Origin of the sequence: Pseudomonas sp. GL-B-12 (assembly GCF_019955895.1) — a bacterium.
In the GTDB taxonomy this organism is placed as follows: domain Bacteria; phylum Pseudomonadota; class Gammaproteobacteria; order Pseudomonadales; family Pseudomonadaceae; genus Aquipseudomonas.
The window spans coordinates 54564-76135 of the sequence record NZ_JAHBCX010000023.1; the positions used below are offsets into that span (position 1 = coordinate 54564).

At 55.4% G+C, this 21572-nt stretch carries 19 protein-coding genes and 4 tRNA genes; all 23 read right to left on the reverse strand.

Annotation, left to right across the window (positions count from 1 at the left end):
* Positions 1-13 precede the first annotated feature (13 nt).
* Positions 14-313 (reverse strand): 50S ribosomal protein L23, encoded by a 300-nt coding sequence (gene rplW, locus KGA85_RS14785; RefSeq protein WP_002555488.1) that lies wholly within the window; start codon positions 311-313, stop codon positions 14-16.
* Entirely contained in the window at positions 310-912 is a 603-nt protein-coding gene (rplD, locus tag KGA85_RS14790; RefSeq protein ID WP_003228735.1) for a 50S ribosomal protein L4, read from the reverse strand. The genes rplW and rplD overlap by 4 nt, the downstream gene beginning before the upstream one ends.
* A gap of 12 nt (positions 913-924) precedes the next feature.
* Positions 925-1560: a 50S ribosomal protein L3 gene (gene rplC, locus KGA85_RS14795; protein ID WP_003186059.1), complete on the reverse strand. Its 636-nt coding sequence runs from the start codon at positions 1558-1560 to the stop codon at positions 925-927.
* A gap of 80 nt (positions 1561-1640) precedes the next feature.
* Positions 1641-1952 (reverse strand): 30S ribosomal protein S10, encoded by a 312-nt coding sequence (gene rpsJ / locus KGA85_RS14800; protein WP_003186070.1) that lies wholly within the window; start codon positions 1950-1952, stop codon positions 1641-1643.
* Between the two features lie 157 nt (positions 1953-2109).
* Positions 2110-3303, reverse strand: coding sequence for an elongation factor Tu (gene tuf / locus KGA85_RS14805; protein WP_223453680.1), 1194 nt, complete (start codon positions 3301-3303; stop codon positions 2110-2112).
* Between the two features lie 30 nt (positions 3304-3333).
* Positions 3334-5439, reverse strand: coding sequence for an elongation factor G (gene fusA, locus KGA85_RS14810; RefSeq protein ID WP_007994652.1), 2106 nt, complete (start codon positions 5437-5439; stop codon positions 3334-3336).
* A gap of 30 nt (positions 5440-5469) precedes the next feature.
* A complete protein-coding gene (gene rpsG, locus KGA85_RS14815) occupies positions 5470-5943 on the reverse strand; it encodes a 30S ribosomal protein S7 (RefSeq protein ID WP_007994653.1) in 474 nt (157 codons plus the stop codon).
* Between the two features lie 108 nt (positions 5944-6051).
* Positions 6052-6423 carry a 30S ribosomal protein S12 gene (gene rpsL / locus KGA85_RS14820; RefSeq protein ID WP_003186084.1) on the reverse strand — a complete coding sequence of 124 codons (372 nt, stop codon included), beginning with the start codon at positions 6421-6423 and terminating at the stop codon, positions 6052-6054.
* 216 nt (positions 6424-6639) lie between these two features.
* Positions 6640-10839 carry a DNA-directed RNA polymerase subunit beta' gene (rpoC, locus tag KGA85_RS14825; RefSeq protein WP_150726866.1) on the reverse strand — a complete coding sequence of 1400 codons (4200 nt, stop codon included), beginning with the start codon at positions 10837-10839 and terminating at the stop codon, positions 6640-6642.
* Positions 10840-10903: 64 nt separating this feature from the next.
* Positions 10904-14977 (reverse strand): DNA-directed RNA polymerase subunit beta, encoded by a 4074-nt coding sequence (gene rpoB, locus KGA85_RS14830; protein ID WP_108218341.1) that lies wholly within the window; start codon positions 14975-14977, stop codon positions 10904-10906.
* 220 nt (positions 14978-15197) lie between these two features.
* Positions 15198-15563: a 50S ribosomal protein L7/L12 gene (gene rplL, locus KGA85_RS14835; RefSeq protein ID WP_108218340.1), complete on the reverse strand. Its 366-nt coding sequence runs from the start codon at positions 15561-15563 to the stop codon at positions 15198-15200.
* Positions 15564-15638: 75 nt separating this feature from the next.
* Complete coding sequence (gene rplJ / locus KGA85_RS14840) at positions 15639-16139, reverse strand: 50S ribosomal protein L10 (protein WP_007970413.1); 501 nt, start codon at positions 16137-16139, stop codon at positions 15639-15641.
* A 198-nt stretch (positions 16140-16337) separates the two neighbouring features.
* Entirely contained in the window at positions 16338-17033 is a 696-nt protein-coding gene (gene rplA / locus KGA85_RS14845; protein WP_003186095.1) for a 50S ribosomal protein L1, read from the reverse strand.
* On the reverse strand, positions 17033-17464 hold the full coding sequence (rplK, locus tag KGA85_RS14850) for a 50S ribosomal protein L11 (RefSeq protein WP_007933726.1): 432 nt from the start codon (positions 17462-17464) through the stop codon (positions 17033-17035). Before rplK ends, rplA begins: the two co-directional genes overlap by 1 nt.
* A gap of 117 nt (positions 17465-17581) precedes the next feature.
* Positions 17582-18115 (reverse strand): transcription termination/antitermination protein NusG, encoded by a 534-nt coding sequence (nusG, locus tag KGA85_RS14855; RefSeq protein ID WP_007984405.1) that lies wholly within the window; start codon positions 18113-18115, stop codon positions 17582-17584.
* Positions 18116-18124: 9 nt separating this feature from the next.
* Positions 18125-18493 (reverse strand): preprotein translocase subunit SecE, encoded by a 369-nt coding sequence (gene secE, locus KGA85_RS14860; RefSeq protein WP_007984402.1) that lies wholly within the window; start codon positions 18491-18493, stop codon positions 18125-18127.
* A gap of 45 nt (positions 18494-18538) precedes the next feature.
* Positions 18539-18614: transfer RNA gene (locus tag KGA85_RS14865), tRNA-Trp, on the reverse strand.
* A gap of 174 nt (positions 18615-18788) precedes the next feature.
* Positions 18789-18864 (reverse strand) — tRNA-Thr (locus KGA85_RS14870).
* Between the two features lie 26 nt (positions 18865-18890).
* Positions 18891-18964 (reverse strand) — tRNA-Gly (locus KGA85_RS14875).
* A gap of 24 nt (positions 18965-18988) precedes the next feature.
* Positions 18989-19073: transfer RNA gene (locus KGA85_RS14880), tRNA-Tyr, on the reverse strand.
* A gap of 143 nt (positions 19074-19216) precedes the next feature.
* Positions 19217-19657 (reverse strand): hypothetical protein, encoded by a 441-nt coding sequence (locus KGA85_RS14885; RefSeq protein WP_223453682.1) that lies wholly within the window; start codon positions 19655-19657, stop codon positions 19217-19219.
* 7 nt (positions 19658-19664) lie between these two features.
* Positions 19665-20414, reverse strand: a complete 750-nt coding sequence (locus KGA85_RS14890; RefSeq protein ID WP_223453684.1) for a pantothenate kinase — start codon at positions 20412-20414, stop codon at positions 19665-19667.
* Complete coding sequence (birA, locus tag KGA85_RS14895; protein WP_223453686.1) at positions 20404-21363, reverse strand: bifunctional biotin--[acetyl-CoA-carboxylase] ligase/biotin operon repressor BirA; 960 nt, start codon at positions 21361-21363, stop codon at positions 20404-20406. The genes KGA85_RS14890 and birA overlap by 11 nt, the downstream gene beginning before the upstream one ends.
* Between the last annotated feature and the right edge of the window lie 209 nt (positions 21364-21572).

Consider the following 21572-nt stretch of genomic DNA (forward strand, 5'->3'; position numbering starts at 1 on the left):
ATGCACCCCTTCCTTACTCAGCACTGCTGCTGAAATCGAGATCTTGGCCTGGCTGAAGGGAGATAACTGCCTTCTTCCAGTCATTACGCTTGCCCAGACCGCGAGCAGTGCGCTTGCTCTTACCCAGAACATTCAAGGTAGTAACACGCTCTACTTTCACGCTGAACAGGCTTTCGACGGCCTTCTTGATTTCCAGCTTGGTTGCGTCGGTAGCAACCTTGAAAACGAACTGGCCTTTCTTGTCTGCCAGAACCGTAGCCTTCTCGGAAACGTGCGGGCCAAGCAGAACTTTAAATACGCGTTCCTGGTTCATCCCAGCAGCTCCTCGAATTTCTTCACGGCCGACACGGTGATCAACACCTTGTCGTATGCGATCAGACTAACTGGATCGGAACCTTGCACGTCACGTACATCTACGTGTGGCAGGTTACGAGCAGCCAGGTACAGGTTCTGATCAACAGCGTCGGACACGATCAGAACGTCGGTCAGGCTCATGTTGTTCAGCTTGCCCAGCAGGTCTTTGGTTTTCGGCGTTTCAACGGCGAAATCCTGAACCACGACCAGACGATCAGTACGCACCAGCTCAGCAAGGATGGAACGCATTGCTGCGCGATACATCTTCTTGTTCAGCTTCTGGGAGTGATCCTGAGGACGAGCTGCGAAAGTGGTACCGCCGCCACGCCAGATTGGGCTACGGATAGTACCGGCACGAGCACGGCCAGTACCTTTCTGACGCCATGGGCGCTTACCGCCACCACGAACGTCGGAACGGGTCTTTTGCTGCTTGGAACCCTGACGACCGCCAGCCATGTAGGCTACGACTGCTTGGTGAACCAGCGTCTCGTTGAATTCGCCGCCAAATGTCAGTTCGGAAACTTCGATCGCTTGAGCGTCATTTACATTTAATTGCATGTCAGCTTCCCCTTAACCGCGAGCCTTGGCTGCTGGACGTACAACCAAGTTGCCGCCAGTAGCGCCAGGAACAGCGCCCTTGACCAACAACAGATTGCGTTCAGCGTCCACGCGCACTACTTCGAGGGACTGCACGGTCACGCGCTCAGCGCCCATATGACCGGACATTTTTTTGCCCTTGAATACACGACCAGGAGTCTGGCACTGGCCGATAGAGCCTGGAACGCGGTGGGATACGGAGTTACCGTGGGTGTTATCTTGCCCGCGGAAATTCCAACGCTTGATCGTACCCTGGAAGCCTTTACCCTTGGACTGACCGGTTACATCAACCAGTTGACCAGCGGCGAAGATTTCAGCGTTGATCAGATCGCCGGCCTGGTACTCGCCTTCTTCAAGGCGGAATTCCATTACGGTACGACCAGCGGCAACGTTCGCTTTAGCGAAGTGGCCAGCCTGAGCTGCTGTTACACGCGAAGCACGACGCTCGCCGACAGTGACTTGCACTGCACGATAGCCATCGGTCTCTTCAGTTTTGAACTGGGTGACGCGATTCGGCTCGATCTCAATGACCGTGACCGGAATGGAGACACCTTCTTCGGTGAAAATACGGGTCATACCGCATTTACGACCGACTACACCAATAGTCATGTTGTAAACCTCATGAGTGTACGGGGCTTTCACCCGCTATGGCCGCCCATTTCAGAGCGTTACACGACTAAGACCGAGTCTTAGCCGAGGCTGATCTGTACTTCCACACCGGCCGCCAGATCAAGCTTCATAAGTGCATCAACGGTTTTATCCGTTGGCTGGACGATGTCCAGTACGCGCTTATGAGTACGGATCTCGTACTGGTCACGCGCGTCTTTGTTGACGTGCGGGGAGACCAGAACGGTGAACCGCTCTTTACGGGTAGGCAGTGGAATTGGACCACGCACTTGTGCACCAGTACGTTTCGCGGTTTCCACGATTTCCTGGGTGGATTGGTCGATCAGGCGATGGTCAAAAGCCTTCAACCTGATACGGATTTGCTGATTTTGCATTGGATTTCAGACTCCGGCTGCTATTCCCAGCGAGCGCAATACGCCCGTTAAAAGGAGGCGCAATTCTATAGACGCCCCAGATAGGTGTCAACCCAATAAAAAAGCCCCCGCTGAGCGGGGGCTTTTCAAAGCATCGAAGCTATCTCAAAGGAGATGCTTACTCGATGATTTTGGCTACGACGCCAGCGCCGACGGTACGACCGCCTTCACGGATAGCGAAACGCAGGCCGTCTTCCATCGCGATGGTCTTGATCAGGGTAACTTCCATCTGGATGTTATCACCTGGCATTACCATTTCAACGCCTTCTGGCAGCTGGCAGTTACCAGTCACGTCAGTAGTACGGAAGTAGAACTGTGGACGGTAGCCTTTGAAGAACGGAGTGTGACGACCGCCTTCTTCCTTGCTCAGAACGTAAACTTCTGCGGTGAACTTGGTGTGCGGCTTAACCGAACCTGGCTTAACCAGAACCTGGCCACGCTCAACGTCGTCACGCTTGGTACCACGCAGCAGAACGCCGCAGTTCTCGCCAGCACGACCTTCGTCGAGCAGCTTGCGGAACATTTCAACACCGGTGCAGGTGGTGGTGGTAGTGTCACGCAGACCAACGATTTCCAGCGCATCTTGAACGCGAACGATACCGCGCTCGATACGACCAGTCACAACAGTACCACGACCCGAGATCGAGAATACGTCTTCGATTGGCATCAGGAATGGCTTGTCGATCATACGAACTGGTTCTGGGATGTAGCTGTCCAGAGTCTCTACCAGCTTCTTAACAGCGGTAGTACCCATTTCGTTGTCGTCTTTGCCTTCCAGCGCCATACGAGCCGAACCGATGATGATTGGAGTGTCATCGCCCGGGAAGTCGTAGGTGGACAGCAGGTCGCGAACTTCCATCTCGACCAGTTCCAGCAGCTCAGCGTCGTCTACCAGGTCAGCCTTATTCAGGAAAACCACGATGTACGGAACGCCTACCTGACGGGACAGCAGGATGTGTTCACGGGTTTGTGGCATCGGACCATCAGCGGCCGAGCAAACCAGGATCGCGCCGTCCATCTGGGCAGCACCGGTGATCATGTTCTTCACGTAGTCAGCGTGACCTGGGCAGTCAACGTGAGCGTAGTGACGAATGGCCGAGTTGTACTCAACGTGAGCGGTGTTGATGGTGATACCACGAGCTTTTTCTTCTGGCGCGCTGTCGATTTTATCGAAATCAACGATTGCAGAACCGAAAACTTCGGAGCAAACGCGAGTCAGAGCTGCGGTCAGAGTGGTTTTACCGTGGTCAACGTGACCGATGGTGCCAACGTTGACGTGCGGTAGGGAACGATCAAATTTTTCTTTAGCCACGACAATTAACTCCTTGCCTAAAGGACTGAATCAGCCTTGTTTTTTGGTTACAGTTTCGACGATGTGCGACGGAGCTGTATTGTATTTTTTGAATTCCATAGAGTAGCTTGCGCGACCCTGGGACATCGAACGAACGTCGGTCGCATAACCGAACATCTCGCCCAACGGAACTTCAGCACGGATCACCTTGCCGGAGACCGTGTCTTCCATACCCAGAATCATGCCGCGACGACGGTTAAGGTCGCCCATCACGTCACCCATATAGTCTTCAGGCGTAACAACCTCTACCGCCATGATCGGCTCGAGCAACTCACCACCACCCTTCTGGGCCAGTTGCTTGGTCGCCATGGAAGCAGCCACCTTAAACGCCATCTCGTTCGAGTCGACGTCGTGGTAAGAACCATCAAACACGGTAGCCTTCAGGCCGATCAGCGGATAGCCGGCAACAACGCCGTTCTTCATCTGCTCTTCGATACCCTTCTGGATAGCCGGGATGTATTCCTTAGGAACCACACCACCCACTACTTCGTTCACGAATTGCAGACCTTCCTGACCTTCGTCAGCAGGAGCAAAACGGATCCAGCAATGGCCGAACTGGCCACGACCACCGGACTGACGAACGAACTTGCCTTCGATTTCGCAATTCTTCGTGATGCGCTCACGATACGAAACCTGAGGCTTGCCGATGTTGGCTTCGACGTTGAACTCACGGCGCATCCGGTCAACCAGGATGTCCAGGTGCAACTCGCCCATGCCAGAGATGATCGTTTGACCAGTCTCTTCATCAGTCTTGACGCGGAAAGACGGGTCTTCCTGAGCAAGTTTGCCCAGAGCGATACCCATTTTTTCCTGGTCATCCTTGGTCTTAGGCTCAACGGCAACCGAAATAACCGGCTCCGGGAAGTCCATGCGAACCAGGATGATTGGCTTGTCAGCGTTGCACAAGGTTTCACCAGTGGTGACGTCCTTCATGCCGATCAAGGCCGCGATGTCACCAGCGCGTACTTCCTTGATCTCTTCACGGGCGTTTGCGTGCATCTGCACCATACGGCCCACGCGCTCTTTCTTGCCTTTGACCGAGTTGATCACGCCGTCGCCGGAGGCCAACACGCCCGAGTAAACACGGACGAAAGTCAAGGTACCCACGAATGGGTCGGTAGCGATCTTGAACGCCAGAGCCGAGAACGGCTCGTTGTCGTCTGCATGACGCTCCATTTGCTTTTCCTCGTCATCAGGGTCGGTACCCTTGATGGCAGGAATGTCGGTTGGAGCCGGCAGGTAGTCGATAACGGCGTCGAGAACCAGGGGAACACCCTTGTTCTTGAAGGAAGAACCGCAAACAGCCAGAACGATCTCACCAGCGATAGTACGCTGACGCAGAGCACCCTTGATTTCCTCGATGGTGAGCTCTTCACCTTCAAGGTACTTGTTCATCAGCTCTTCGCTGGCTTCGGCCGCAGCCTCAACCATGTTGTTGCGCCACTCTTCAGCCAGTTCCTGCAGTTCAGCAGGGATGGCTTCACGACGAGGGGTCATGCCCTTGTCGGCATCGTTCCAGTAAACCGCTTCCATGGTCATCAGATCGATCTGACCCTGGAAGTTGTCTTCGGAACCGATAGCCAACTGGATAGGCACCGGAGTGTGACCCAGACGCTGCTTGATCTGAGCGATCACACGCAGGAAGTTCGCACCGGCACGGTCCATCTTGTTCACGTAAACGATACGTGGAACACCGTACTTGTTGGCTTGACGCCATACGGTTTCGGACTGAGGCTCAACGCCGGAAGTACCACAGAACACAACGACCGCGCCGTCGAGTACGCGCAGGGAACGCTCAACTTCAATAGTGAAGTCTACGTGGCCCGGGGTATCGATGACGTTGAAACGGTACTGGTCCTTGTGCTGCTTCGCAGAACCCTGCCAGAAGGCGGTAATGGCAGCAGAAGTAATGGTAATACCACGCTCCTGCTCCTGCACCATCCAGTCTGTGGTCGCGGCGCCGTCATGCACCTCGCCCATTTTGTGACTTTTGCCAGTGTAAAAAAGGACGCGCTCAGTGGTGGTGGTTTTACCAGCATCCACGTGTGCAACGATACCAATGTTACGGTAGCGATTAATCGGTGTTGTACGAGCCATAAAGCCCTCGCAAAATGAGTGACGCTAAAATTAGAAGCGGTAGTGCGAGAAAGCCTTGTTGGCTTCAGCCATACGGTGAACGTCTTCACGCTTCTTAACTGCAGCACCTTTACCTTCGGCAGCGTCCAACAGTTCGCCAGCCAAACGCAGAGCCATAGACTTCTCGCCGCGCTTGCGGGCGTAGTCTACCAACCAGCGCATTGCCAGAGCGTTACGACGGGAAGGACGAACCTCGACCGGAACCTGGTAAGTAGCACCACCAACGCGGCGCGACTTCACTTCGACCAGCGGAGCGATGGCGTCGAGTGCTTTTTCGAAGAGTTCCAGGGGATCGGTGCCGGCCTTACGAGCCTTCACGGTATCCAGGGCACCATAAACGATACGCTCGGCAACGGCTTTCTTGCCGCTTTCCATTACGTGGTTCATGAATTTGGCGAGGATTTGGCTTCCGTATTTCGGATCGTCCAGAATCTCACGCTTGGCTGCTACGCGACGTCTTGGCATTGATAAGCCCTCAAACGGTCTTCAGGTTAGCCCGGGACAGCTCCTGTGGATGCGTGCCCGACCTTACTCTTATCGACTCAATAAAATGAAAAACTGCAAAACGGCCGATTATTTCGGACGCTTGGTACCGTACTTCGAACGACCCTGGTTACGACCTTTAACACCGGAAGTATCCAACGAACCGCGAACGGTGTGGTAACGAACACCTGGCAAGTCTTTTACACGACCGCCGCGGATCAGTACCACGCTGTGCTCTTGCAGGTTGTGGCCTTCACCGCCGATGTACGAGGAAACCTCGAAACCGTTGGTCAGGCGCACACGGCATACTTTACGCAGTGCCGAGTTAGGTTTTTTCGGCGTGGTGGTGTACACACGGGTGCACACGCCACGGCGTTGCGGGCAGTTCTGCAGCGCAGGCACGTCGGATTTCTCGACGATACGCTTACGCGGCTGACGTACCAGCTGGTTGATAGTTGCCATCTACTAGCTCCACTGTTGTCTTGCGACGCTATTGTCTTGCAAGAAAAGCAAAATGGCAGGAACGAGTTCCCGCCAAATTTAGGGGTACAAGAGTCTAAAGAGGATCTTGTCCCCAGTCAAGGCAAGGCCCCGCCCTCCCCGCTCATCCAATCTCGACAAATTGTCTCGATTCGATGAACGGAGTGACCAGGGCCTCACACTCATTTACCGCAGAACTCAGTTACCGCTCGAGTTCAGCGCTTCGGTCAGTGCAGCTTCCACTTCACTGGCGCTTACGCGCAACGGCTTGTCTGCATCACGGCGGCGCTTACGCTCGCTGTGATAAGCCAGACCGGTACCGGCCGGGATCAGACGACCCACGACCACGTTTTCTTTCAGGCCGCGCAGGTAATCGCGCTTGCCGGTTACCGCCGCTTCGGTCAGTACGCGAGTGGTTTCCTGGAAGGAAGCCGCCGAGATGAACGATTCGGTGGACAACGACGCCTTGGTGATACCCAGCAGAACGCGAGTGAACTTGGAGACAAACTTGTCTTCGCCGCTCAGACGCTCGTTCTCTACCAGAACGTGAGTCAATTCCATCTGGTCGCCCTTGATGAAACTGGAATCGCCGGATTCAGCGATCTCAACTTTACGCAGCATCTGACGCAGGATGGTCTCGATGTGCTTGTCGTTGATCTTCACGCCTTGCAGACGGTAAACGTCCTGGATCTCGTTAACGATGTACTTGGCCAGCGCACTCACACCCAGCAGACGCAGGATGTCGTGTGGATCGCTCGGACCGTCGGAGATAACTTCGCCGCGGTTTACCTGTTCGCCTTCGAAGACGTTCAGGTGACGCCACTTCGGAATCAGCTCTTCATACGGGTCGGTACCGTCGTTCGGGGTGATGACCAGACGGCGCTTGCCTTTGGTCTCTTTACCGAACGCGATGGTGCCGCTGACTTCAGCCAGAATCGACGCTTCTTTCGGACGACGGGCTTCGAACAAGTCGGCAACACGCGGCAGACCACCGGTGATGTCGCGAGTTTTCGAAGTCTCTTGCGGGATACGAGCGATAACATCACCGATCGCGATCTTCGCACCGTCCGCTACACCGACCAGGGCGTTGGCTGGCAGGAAGTACTGAGCGATAACGTCAGTACCTGGCAGCAACAGATCCTTGCCGTTGTCGTCGACCATCTTCACGGCAGGACGGATGTCCTTACCGGCAGCTGGGCGATCTTTGGCATCAAGTACTTCAATGTTGGTCATACCGGTCAATTCGTCAGTCTGACGCTTGATCGTGATGCCTTCTTCCATGCCCACGTAGGTCACGGTACCTTTCATTTCGGTAACGATCGGGTGAGTGTGCGGATCCCACTTGGCCACGATGGCGCCAGCTTCGACCTTGTCACCTTCTTTAACCGAAATCACGGCACCGTACGGCAGCTTGTAACGCTCACGCTCACGACCGAAGTCATCCGCGATGGCCAGCTCACCGGAACGGGACACGGCAACCAGGCAACCATCCACTCGTTCCACGTGCTTCAAATTGTGCAGACGAACAGTACCGCCATTCTTCACCTGGACGCTGTCCGCAGCGGAGGTCCGGCTTGCCGCACCACCGATGTGGAACGTACGCATCGTCAGCTGGGTACCCGGCTCACCGATGGACTGGGCAGCGATAACGCCGACCGCTTCACCGATGTTCACCTGGTGACCACGAGCCAGATCGCGACCGTAGCACTTGGCGCAAATACCGAAGCGGGTTTCGCAGCTGATCGGCGAACGCACGATCACTTCGTCGATGCTGTTGAGCTCGATGAACTCGACCCACTTCTCGTCTACCAGGGTGCCGGCAGGAACGATGACGTCCTCGGTACCCGGCTTGAATACGTCACGGGCGATAACACGACCCAATACGCGCTCACCCAGCGGCTCTACAACGTCACCGCCTTCAATGTGCGGAGTCATCAGCAGACCGTGTTCGGTCCCGCAGTCAACTTCGGTCACAACCAGATCCTGCGCAACGTCTACCAGACGACGCGTCAAGTAACCGGAGTTAGCGGTTTTCAACGCAGTATCCGCAAGACCCTTACGAGCACCGTGAGTGGAGATGAAGTACTGAAGTACGCTCAAACCTTCACGGAAGTTCGCAGTAATCGGCGTTTCGATGATGGAGCCGTCCGGCTTGGCCATCAGACCACGCATACCGGCCAGCTGACGGATCTGCGCAGCAGAACCTCGAGCACCGGAGTCGGCCATCATGTACATCGAGTTGAACGATTCTTGCTCAACTTCGTTGCCGTGACGGTCGATAACCTTCTCTTTCGAGAGGTTCGACATCATTGCCTTGGAGACTTCGTCGTTAGCTTTCGACCAAAGGTCGATTACTTTGTTGTACTTCTCGCCCTGAGTTACCAGGCCCGAGGCGTACTGACTTTCGATCTCTTTCACTTCATCGGTTGCAGCCGCGATGATGCGGGCTTTCTCATCCGGGATAACGAAGTCGTTAACACCGATGGAAACGCCGGAAATGGTCGAGTAAGCAAAACCGGTGTACATCAACTGGTCAGCGAAAATAACGGTCTCTTTCAAACCAACCACGCGGTAGCACTGGTTGATCAGCTTGGAGATCGCCTTTTTCTTCATCGGCAGGTTGACGACGTCGTACGACAGACCTTTTGGCACAACCTGGAACAACAGAGCACGGCCGACAGTGGTGTCAACGATACGGGTATTGCTCACGCTGCCGCCATCACGGTCGTTGACGGTTTCGTTGATCCGGACTTTAACCTTGGCGTGCAGTGCGGCTTCGCCGGCACGGAACACACGGTCAACTTCCTGCAGATCCGCGAACACACGACCTTCGCCCTTGGCGTTGATCGCTTCACGCGTCATGTAGTACAGACCCAATACAACGTCCTGCGACGGAACGATGATTGGCTCACCGTTGGCTGGCGACAGAATGTTGTTGGTCGACATCATCAACGCACGCGCTTCGAGCTGGGCTTCCAGCGTCAGCGGTACGTGCACGGCCATTTGGTCGCCGTCGAAGTCGGCGTTGTACGCGGCGCAGACCAGAGGGTGCAGCTGGATAGCCTTACCTTCGATCAGTACCGGTTCAAACGCCTGGATACCCAGACGGTGAAGGGTCGGTGCACGGTTGAGAAGAACCGGGTGTTCGCGAATCACTTCAGCGAGAACGTCCCAGACTTCCGGCAGCTCGCGCTCGACCATCTTCTTGGCAGCCTTGATGGTGGTAGCGAGACCACGCATTTCAAGCTTGCCGAAAATGAACGGTTTGAACAGCTCGAGAGCCATTTTCTTCGGCAGACCGCACTGGTGCAGGCGCAGGGTCGGACCTACGGTAATTACCGAACGGCCGGAGTAGTCAACACGCTTACCGAGCAAGTTCTGACGGAAACGACCCTGCTTACCCTTGATCATGTCAGCCAGGGATTTCAGAGGACGCTTGTTGGAACCGGTGATAGCGCGGCCACGACGACCGTTGTCGAGCAGTGCGTCGACAGCTTCCTGCAACATACGCTTTTCGTTGCGCACGATGATGTCCGGAGCGGACAGATCAAGCAGGCGCTTCAAGCGGTTGTTACGGTTGATCACTCGACGATACAGATCGTTGAGGTCGGAAGTCGCGAAGCGACCGCCATCCAGCGGGACCAGTGGACGCAGATCTGGCGGCAGAACCGGCAGAACGGTCAGCACCATCCACTCTGGCAGGTTGCCGGAACCCTGGAAGGCTTCCATCAACTTCAGACGCTTGGACAGCTTCTTGATTTTGGTTTCGGAGTTGGTTTGCGGAATTTCTTCACGCAGGCGGCCAATCTCGTGTTCCAGGTCGATAGCGTGCAGCAGTTCGCGGACAGCTTCGGCACCCATGCGGGCATCGAAATCGTCGCCGAACTCTTCCAGCGCTTCGAAGTACTGCTCGTCGTTGAGCAGCTGACCTTTTTCAAGGGTGGTCATGCCTGGATCGATAACGACGTAGCTCTCGAAGTAGAGAACGCGTTCGATATCACGCAGGGTCATGTCCATCAGCAAGCCGATACGGGACGGCAGCGATTTCAGGAACCAGATGTGGGCAACTGGCGAGGCCAGTTCGATGTGCGCCATGCGCTCACGACGAACTTTTGCCAGCGCGACTTCAACGCCGCACTTCTCGCAGATCACACCACGGTGCTTCAAGCGCTTGTACTTACCGCACAGGCACTCGTAATCCTTTACCGGGCCAAAGATCTTGGCGCAGAACAGGCCGTCACGCTCAGGTTTGAACGTACGGTAGTTGATGGTTTCCGGCTTTTTAACTTCACCGAACGACCACGAGCGGATCATCTCAGGCGATGCCAATCCGATACGGATGGCGTCGAACTCTTCGACTTGACCCTGGTTTTTCAGCAAATTCAGTAGGTCTTTCAAGGCCTTTCCTCCTGGCGGAGCAGAGAGCGGGCAATCCTGCCCCGCTCTCGATTCGCGTCACGTGTTATTCGGTTTCCAGATCGATATCGATGCCGAGGGAACGAATTTCCTTGATCAACACGTTGAAGGACTCGGGCATGCCCGGCTCCATACGGTGATCGCCATCCACGATGTTTTTGTACATCTTGGTACGGCCGTTCACATCGTCCGACTTCACTGTGAGCATTTCTTGCAGAGTGTAAGCGGCACCGTATGCTTCCAGTGCCCAGACCTCCATCTCCCCGAAACGCTGACCACCGAACTGCGCCTTACCACCCAGCGGTTGCTGAGTAACCAGGCTGTACGAACCGGTAGAACGAGCGTGCATCTTGTCGTCTACCAAGTGGTTCAGCTTCAGCATGTACATGTAGCCAACGGTAACCGGACGCTCGAACTTGTTGCCGGTACGGCCGTCGGTCAGCTGCATCTGACCGCTTTCTGGCAGGTCCGCCAGTTTCAGCATGGCCTTGATTTCGCTTTCCTTGGCGCCGTCGAACACTGGAGTGGCCATTGGAACGCCGCCACGCAGGTTTTGAGCCAGATCCAGGATTTCCTGGTCCGAGAAGTCATCGAGGCTTTCCTGACGACCGCCGATCTCGTTGTAGATCTCGTGCAGGAACTTGCGCAGCTCGGCAACTTTGCGCTGCTCTTCAATCATGCGGTTGATCTTCTCGCCCAGACCTTTGGCCGCGAGGCCCAGGTGGGTTTCAAGGATCTGACCGACGTTCATACGCGAAGGTACGCCCAACGGGTTGAGGACGACGTCTACCGGGGTGCCATTGGCATCGTGCGGCATGTCTTCAACCGGCATGATCACGGAGACCACACCCTTGTTACCGTGACGACCGGCCATCTTGTCGCCCGGCTGGATGCGACGACGGATTGCCAGGTAAACCTTGACGATCTTCAGCACGCCTGGAGCCAGGTCATCGCCCTGCTGCAGTTTGCGCTTCTTGTCTTCGAACTTGTCGTCCAGCAGACGGCGACGATCAACGATGTAGGCCTGAGCCTTCTCGAGCTGCTCGTTCAGAGCATCTTCAGCCATGCGCAGTTTGAACCACTGGCCGTGCTCAAGACCGTCGAGAACTTCGTCGGTGATGTCCTGGCCTTTCTTCAGACCGGCGCCGCCTTCGGCTTTGTGGCCGACCAGAGCGGAACGCAGACGTTCGAAAGTAGCACCTTCAACGATACGGAACTCTTCGTTCAGGTCCTTGCGGATCTCGTCCAGCTGGGACTTCTCGATCGACAGGGCACGAGCATCACGCTCAACGCCGTCGCGGGTGAAGACCTGTACGTCGATGACAGTACCTTTGGTACCGGTAGGTACACGCAGGGAAGTGTCTTTAACGTCGCTGGCTTTTTCACCGAAGATCGCACGCAGCAGTTTTTCTTCAGGAGTCAGCTGGGTCTCGCCTTTCGGAGTGACCTTACCGACCAGGATGTCGCCTGCGCCAACTTCAGCACCTACGTAAACGATACCGGCTTCGTCCAGCTTGTTCAGAGCCGCTTCACCCACGTTCGGGATGTCGGCAGTGATTTCCTCTGGGCCAAGCTTGGTGTCACGGGCCACACAGGTCAGTTCCTGGATGTGGATCGTGGTGAAGCGGTCTTCCTGAACAACACGCTCGGACAGGCAGATGGAGTCTTCGAAGTTGAAGCCGTTCCATGCCATGAACGCGATGCGCATGTTCTGACCCAGTGCCAGTTCACCCATGTCGGTGGACGGGCCGTCGGCCATGATGTCGCTACGCTGAACCCGATCACCCTTACGCACCAGCGGACGCTGGTTGATGCAGGTGTTCTGGTTGGAGCGGGTGTATTTGGTCAGGTTGTAGATGTCGACACCGGCTTCACCGGTTTCAACTTCGTCATCGGCAACACGAACCACGATACGGCTGGCGTCGACGGAGTCGATCACGCCGCCACGACGAGCCACGACGCAAACGCCGGAGTCACGGGCTACGTTACGCTCCATGCCGGTACCTACCAGCGGCTTGTCAGCGCGCAGGGTTGGTACAGCTTGACGCTGCATGTTCGAACCCATCAACGCACGGTTGGCGTCGTCGTGCTCGAGGAACGGAATCAGCGACGCAGCAACCGAAACTACCTGCTTCGGCGATACGTCCATCAAGGTGACGTCTTCCGGCGCCTTGACGGTGAATTCGTTCAAGTGACGAACAGCTACCAGCTCGTCGATCAGGACTTTCTTGTCGTTCATCGTGGCCGAGGCCTGAGCGATCACGTGATCGGCTTCTTCGATGGCGGACAGGAACACGATCTCGTCGGTGACCAGAGCGTCTTTCACCACACGGTACGGGCTTTCCAGGAAGCCGTACTGGTTGGTGCGCGCATAAGCGGCCAGGGAGTTGATCAAACCGATGTTCGGACCTTCCGGCGTTTCAATCGGGCATACACGACCGTAGTGAGTCGGGTGTACGTCACGCACTTCAAAGCCAGCACGCTCACGCGTCAGACCACCAGGGCCGAGTGCAGAAACACGACGCTTGTGGGTGATCTCGGACAGCGGGTTGTTCTGGTCCATGAACTGCGACAGCTGGCTGGAACCGAAGAACTCTTTCACCGCCGCAGCCACTGGCTTGGCGTTGATCAGGTCTTGCGGCATCAGGCCTTCGCTTTCAGCCATCGACAGACGCTCTTTGACCGCACGCTCAACACGTACCAGGCCAACGCGGAACTGGTTCTCGGCCATTTCGCCTACGCAGCGAACACGACGGTTACCCAGGTGGTCGATGTCATCGACGATGCCTTTACCGTTGCGGATGTCGACCAGGGTCTTCAGTACCGCGACGATGTCTTCCTTGCACAGCACGCCCGAACCTTCGATCTCGGTACGACCGATACGGCGGTTGAACTTCATCCGGCCGACCGCAGACAGATCATAGCGCTCAGGGCTGAAGAACAGGTTGTTGAACAGGGTCTCGGCAGCGTCTTTGGTTGGCGGCTCGCCAGGACGCATCATGCGATAGATCTCGACCAGCGCTTCCAGTTGGTTGCTGGTGGAGTCGATCTTCAGAGTGTCGGAGACGAACGGACCGCAGTCGATATCGTTGGTGTACAGAGTTTCGATGCGAACAACCTGAGCCTTGGCGATTTTGGCCAGGATCTCGGTGTTCAGCTCGGTGTTGCACTCTGCCAGGATTTCGCCGGTTGCCGGATGCACGATGACCTTGGCGGTTGTACGACCCAGGACGTAGTCCAGAGGCACATCCAGCTCTTTGATCCCGGCTTTTTCCAGCTGGTTGATGTGGCGAGCGGTGATACGACGACCCTGCTCGACAATAACCTTGCCTTTGTCATCCAGAATATCGAGGACAGCGATTTCACCGCGCAGGCGCTGAGGCACCAGCTCCAGGCTCAGGGTCTCGCCCTTCACGTGGAATACGTTGGTGGTATAGAACGCGTCCAGCACTTCTTCAGTGGTATAGCCCAGCGCGCGCAGCAGTACCGAGGCAGGCAGCTTGCGACGACGGTCGATACGCACGAATACGCAGTCTTTCGGGTCGAACTCGAAGTCCAGCCACGAACCGCGGTAAGGAATGATGCGCGCGGAGTACAGCAGTTTACCGGAGCTGTGCGTCTTGCCACGGTCGTGGTCGAAGAACACGCCCGGGGAACGGTGCAGCTGGGAAACGATTACACGCTCGGTACCGTTGATTACGAAGGTACCGTTTTCAGTCATCAGGGGAATTTCACCCATGTAGACTTCTTGCTCTTTGATGTCCTTGATCGCTTTGTTCGACGACTCTTTGTCGAAAATGATCAGGCGCACTTTTACCCGCAAAGGTACGGCGTAAGTTACACCGCGCAATACGCATTCTTTGACATCAAATGCCGGTTCGCCCAGGCGATAACCGACGTACTCCAGCGCAGCATTGCCGGAGTAGCTGATGATCGGGAAAACGGATTTGAAGGCCGCATGCAGGCCCACGTCGCGGAACTGATCTTTAGTCGCTCCCGCTTGCAAGAATTCACGATACGAATCCAGCTGGATGGCCAGGAGGTACGGCACATCCATGACGTCCGGCAACTTGCTAAAGTCCTTGCGGATACGTTTTTTCTCAGTATATGAGTAAGCCATCAGCGTTCCCCAGCTTGGTCACCTGCTTGTTTGGCCCCTCCCGACGGGAGCAGCCAGAAAATCGTGCAAACCCCATGGTTTGCGCCACCGCATCGGGTGGTTACAGCACGTTATCGGCACCGACCCAGTCGGCTGCCAATAACGGAAAAAGGCCGGTGGCAAGAGCCACCAGCCATCAGCCTGTCGCTTAACGCTCGGGCTGGAGACGCAAAGTCGATGCTTACTTCAGCTCGACTTTAGCGCCTGCTTCTTCCAGAGTTGCTTTGGCTTTGTCGCCTGCATCTTTGGTCACTGCTTCCAGAACCATGGCAGGAGCGCCGTCAACTACAGCCTTGGCTTCTTTCAGGCCCAGACCGGTCAGTTCACGTACTGCCTTGATCACGTTAACTTTCTTCTCGCCAGCTTCCAGCAGCATGACGTTGAATTCAGTTTGCTCTTCAACAACAGCGGCAGCAGCAGCTGGACCAGCCGAAGCAGCAGCAGCGGTAACACCGAATTTTTCTTCGAAAGCTTTGATCAGCTCAACAACTTCCATTACGGACATGTTGCCAACTGCTTCAAGGATATCGTTCTGAGAGATAGACATGAATCTAATTCCTGATATTGGGGACGGCCTACGCGACCATCGAAAAAAACAAAAAACGCGAGAAGTTGACGAGCCTTAGGCTGCAGCAGCTTCTTTCTGGTCGCGAATTGCCGCCAGGGTACGAGCCAATTTGCTGGTAGCGCCTTGAATCACGCTCATCAGCTGAGAAATTGCTTCGTCACGGGTCGGCAGAGTTGCCAGTACGTCGATTTGGTTAGCTGCGAGGAACTTGCCCTCGAACGCAGCTGCCTTGATCTCGAACTTGTCCTGACCCTTTGCGAATTCCTTGAAGATCCGGGCAGCAGCGCCTGGATGTTCTTTGGAGAACGCAATCAGGGTAGGGCCAGTGAACACGTCGTTGAGGACACTGAATTCAGTGTCAGCAACAGCGCGCTTGAGCAGGGTGTTACGTACAACACGTACGTAAACGCCAGCTTCACGAGCCTCTTTACGGAGTCCGGTCATCGCGCCTACTGTTACGCCACGGGCATCAGCCACGACAGCGGACAGAGCGACTTTGGCAGCCTCGTTGACTTCAGCGACGATGGCCTTCTTGTCTTCGAGTTTAATTGCCACGGGTTTAACTCCTGCTTGTTACCGTTTCATCTGGTCGAAACCGGATGTCGTTTTGGTGTCTGATTCGGTAAGGAACCGGGAGCACCATCTGCGTAGGCTTGTGGTTTAAGACTTGCGTCGCCTACGGTCTTGGATAGCCCCCGCCAGGCAGGGACCCCAATTTTTCAATTGGCGCAATCGCTTGCGCCAATCTGTGTCTTACGCGTCGAGCGAGCTTTGGTCGATGACCAGACCTGGGCCCATAGTGGTGCTCAGGGTAACGCGCTTGACGTAAATGCCTTTCGAGGAAGCTGGCTTGATACGCTTCAGATCAGCGATCAGGGCTTCAACGTTTTCCTTCAGCTTGACGGCGTCGAAGCCGATCTTGCCAACGGAAGTGTGGATGATGCCGTTTTTGTCGGTGCGATAACGAACCTGACCAGCCTTGGCGTTTTTAACCGCGGTAGCTACGTCTGGGGTTACGGTGCCGACTTTAGGGTTAGGCATCAGGCCACGTGGACCGAGGATCTGACCCAACTGACCTACAACGCGCATTGCATCCGGGGATGCGATCACTACGTCATAGTTCAGGTCGCCGCCTTTCATTTCGGCAGCCAGGTCGTCCATGCCTACGCGGTCAGCGCCGGCAGCCAGAGCGGCTTCAGCAGCTGGACCCTGAGTGAACACAGCAACGCGAACGGTCTTGCCAGTGCCGTGTGGCAGCACAGTAGCGCTACGAACGACCTGGTCGGATTTACGCGGGTCAACACCCAGGTTTACAGCTACGTCGAACGACTCGCTGAACTTGACAGTCGACAGCTCGGCCAGCAGGGCAGCGGCGTCTACAAAGTTGTAGGCCTTGCCTGCTTCGATTTTGCCGGCGATAGCCTTTTGACGCTTGGTCAGCTTAGCCATTACACACCCTCCACGTTAAGGCCCATGCTACGAGCAGAACCGGCGATAGTACGCACGGCTGCTTCCATATCAGCTGCAGTCAGATCCGCGTTTTTGGTTTTCGCGATTTCTTCCAGCTGAGCACGAGTCACGGTGCCAACCTTAACGGTGTTCGGACGAGCGGAACCGCTGGTCAGACCGGCCGCCTTCTTCAGCAGAACCGAAGCAGGGGTGGATTTGGTTTCGAAAGTGAAGCTACGGTCGCTGTAGACAGTGATGATCACTGGAGTCGGCAGACCTGGCTCAAGACCCTGAGTACGGGCGTTGAAAGCCTTGCAGAATTCCATGATGTTCACGCCGTGCTGACCCAGAGCAGGACCAACAGGTGGGCTCGGGTTAGCCTGAGCGGCTTTCACTTGCAGCTTGATGTAAGCGGTAATCTTCTTGGCCATGAGGCACTCCAATTACGGGTTCAAACGCCTCGAAAGGCTCCCCGGTTACTTGCGCGTTTATCCCAGTGACGACAAAACCCCACAGCCTACGGCTGCGGGGTTGGGATTTTTGTTCAACTAGACCTTTTCGACCTGGCTGAACTCGAGCTCCACCGGAGTAGAGCGACCGAAAATGAGCACCGCGACCTGGATCCGGCTCTTTTCGTAGTTAACCTCTTCAACAACACCGGTAAAGTCCGCAAACGGACCGTCGTTGACACGCACCGACTCACCCGGCTCGAACAACGTCTTCGGCTTCGGCTTGTCGCTGCCATCGGCAACGCGACGCAGAATGGCTTCTGCTTCTTTATCGGTGATTGGCGCAGGCTTATCGGCAGTACCGCCAATGAAACCCATCACCCGAGGAGTATCCTTGACCAAGTGCCAAGTACCCTCGTTCATATCCATCTGCACCAGCACATAGCCAGGGAAGAATTTGCGTTCACTTTTGCGCTTCTGGCCATTGCGCATTTCAACCACTTCTTCAGTGGGAACCAGAATCTCGCCGAAGCCATCTTCCATACCGGCCAGCTTTACGCGCTCGATCAGCGAGCGCATTACATGCTTCTCGTAACCGGAGTAAGCATGCACAACATACCAACGCTTAGCCACGGGACACCCTTAGCCGACAATCAAGGAAACAAGCCAGCCGAGCAGGGAATCAAGCCCCCACAACAGCAACGCCATAACCAGAACAACAGCCACAACGATCAACGTGGTCTGCGTGGTTTCTTGGCGAGTTGGCCAAACGACTTTACGAATCTCGGTGCGCGCTTCCTTAACCAGTACAAAGAAAGACTTGCCCTTGACCGTCTGCAGGCCTACAAAGGCAGCTACGGCAGCAATAGCAAGCAATGCGAGTACGCGGTACAGGATCGGCGAAGCAGAAAAGTACTGATTGCCAACAACGCCAACAACCACCAGAGCGACTACTACAAGCCACTTGAGGAGATCGAAACGAGAGCCTTGAGCTTCAGCTTTAGGAGTCATCTATGAAGATCCTGTGAAAAGAAAGCCAGACACACCGAGTGAATCTGGCAGGTCAGGAGGGAATCGAACCCCCAACCTACGGTTTTGGAGACCGTCGCTCTGCCAATTGAGCTACTGACCTAAAACAAAATCAGGCCGACCATTATGCCGACCCGAAAAAGACTTTACAACACTTACCAGGCAACCTTGGCTGCAACACCGACATCCACGACACCGGCAACCTTCAGAAACACAATCAGGCGCAACCACTACCACCTAAAACAAAGGCAGATATTTTCATATCTGCCTTGTTATATGGAGCTCTTGAGCGGATTTGAACCGCTGACCTCACCCTTACCAAGGGTGTGCTCTACCAACTGAGCTACAAGAGCGTAACACTGTGCAAAACCTGTAAACTTGGAGCGGGTAGCGGGAATCGAACCCGCATCATCAGCTTGGAAGGCTGAGGTTCTACCACTAAACTATACCCGCGAGGCTTACAGCTCTCGCTAAAAATGGTGGAGGGGGAAGGATTCGAACCTTCGAAGTCGTAGACGTCAGATTTACAGTCTGATCCCTTTGGCCGCTCGGGAACCCCTCCTAAGCGAGCCGGCATTCTACATCATGCCAGCCTTCTGTCAAGCATTTTTCTCATTAAAAACCTGAGCTTAGCTGCGTTGACCTCGCTTCACACCGTTTACCGTTTCCGGTGTTCGCTGTGGAGCGGGCGCCATTCTATGCAAACTATTCGATGGGTGCAACCCCCTCGCACGGCATTATTTTATGTTTTAACTCATTGAATTCTTTAGAAAGGTTTTGCAGCTGCAAATCGTCCAGCCAACGCCGGCTTTCCGGTGCGATACGCACCCAATACCCTGCCCCTTCTGTCGCAGTTTTCGGCAGGGACTGATACTTGACCTCCATCCCGCTCAAACGACGCTCAACCGCCTGCGCGGCATCCTGGCGCGTATAGCCGCCCAGATAAAGGCAGCCATTGTCTGTCGAGACAGCCTTACCCTTGTCTTTGGAGACGTCACTTGCTTCGCTCAACAAGCGGATATCTTGTTGAGATCCGCGATACAGACTCAAAGGCGTGACATCCTTCGCGCGCAGAGGAGCCTCTTGTTGATGCCAGATGTAGTAGAAGCCATTGAGGACAAGCAACAGCAGAAACAACCAACGCATAAAAACCTCAGGACAAGGGACAGGCCATGGCCAATCCGACAAACACCAAGTCCGGAACAACCCTGGCCTGAGGCACGACCTCAGTAACCAGGCTCGCATCCCCTCCGGTGAGGAACAGGACAAAGTCCTCCCCCCAGTAACTGCGCGCCAACTCGAGCTGGGTCAGCACAAAACCGCGCAACATCAACAGACAACCACGCTCTACAGCCTCGACAGTCGCGCGACCTGGAACAAGACTTTCCAGAGCCTGCTCGGCCGCCAGATCCCCATAACGAATTTTGCGAGTGTGGGTGCGCAATTGATTACGCATCAACGGCATCCCCGGACAGATGAAACCACCCAGGTGCTCCCCATCCGCAGCGATAAAGTCAGCAGTCACGGCCGTACCGAAGTCGAGCACCAGGCACGCACCTGAAGCCAGATGAAAGCCTCCGAGCATTGCAAGCCACCGATCCAGACCCAGCCGCTCAAACTCCTCATACCCATTGCGCACGCCTGACATTTCACGTGCTGGCGTTGCGCACACAACCGGCATATCAAAGGTATCCCTGAGCAAAGACGTCAGCGCAGCGGTTTCCTCCGCGGTCCTGACGCTCACCAGCCGGCAAAACGTAAGGGCAAGCCCTTTGAGCCCCCCCAACCCCTCCAGCAATGCGAGATTGGAATCGACGACCCCCTCACCGAGCACCTGCCCAGCATTAACAGCAAGTACACGCCACTTGATGAAACTATTCCCACAATCGAGCTCAAGAATCATCACGCAACCTCAGGCTCAACTCACCACCACTGAAGACTTTCTCCACACCATCCACCTTCAGGCGCAAGGCGCCTTGGCCATCGATACCAAGTACCTCACCATCAATTTGATTGACACCGGCAATCAACGACACGCTTCGCCCCTGCCACAGGTGATTTTGCTCCCACTCCGACTGGATGGCCAAAAAACCACCCGCCTGGTGACGAGCCAGGTATCGCTGCAGCATCTCCCCCAGCACCGCGACCAATTGGTTGCGATCAAACAATTTGCCCGACTCGAGCCGCAGGGATGTCCATTGCTGGTCCACCTCGTCAGCGGACTGCATGTTCACATTGATTCCAACCCCCAGGACCACGTGGCACACATCAGCAGGGTCACCAACCAACTCGAGTAATATTCCCGCGATCTTTTTCTGGCCCACAAGGACATCGTTAGGCCACTTCAATCCAGCGGCTGCAATACCGAGTTCACGCAACGTCTGCAAGACAGCGAGCCCAACGACGAGACTCAAACCCTCCAACTGACGCATCCCACCATCAATGCGTAGCACCAGGCTGTAATAGACGTTTTCTGCGAATGGACTGACCCACTTGCGACCACGTCGCCCGCGTCCGGCTGTCTGCCGCTCCGAAAGCACCACAAACGGTGCCGCTTGCCCGCGCTCAATAGCACGCAGCGCCTCGGCATTCGTGGAGTCGATTGAATCGTAAACCTGGACGGGCCAGGCGCAAGAAAGCGCCTGAGCGCTTATCTCGGCAGGATCGAGCAGCGCTAATGGCGCGGACAATTGATAGCCACGCCCACGAACTTTATGAATAGACAAACCCAGTTCAGCTTCCAAATGCTGAAGCTGCTTCCACACAGCACTACGACTGACGCCCAGGGCAGCACCCAATGCTTGACCCGAATGGAATCGGCCATCTTTAAGAAGCTTTAACAACGTCAGCATGCAGGTCTCGCCTCACAATGAGGCCCGCATGATAGCCACGCATCGAGCGATTGCATAGAAATCCAGTAGTCGTGGCTTTCCCGCGGACAAAAACAAAACCCCAACTGCTTTCGCAATTGGGGTTTCGGAATTTAATCTTGACGATGACCTACTCTCACATGGGGAAACCCCACACTACCATCGGCGATGCATCGTTTCACTGCTGAGTT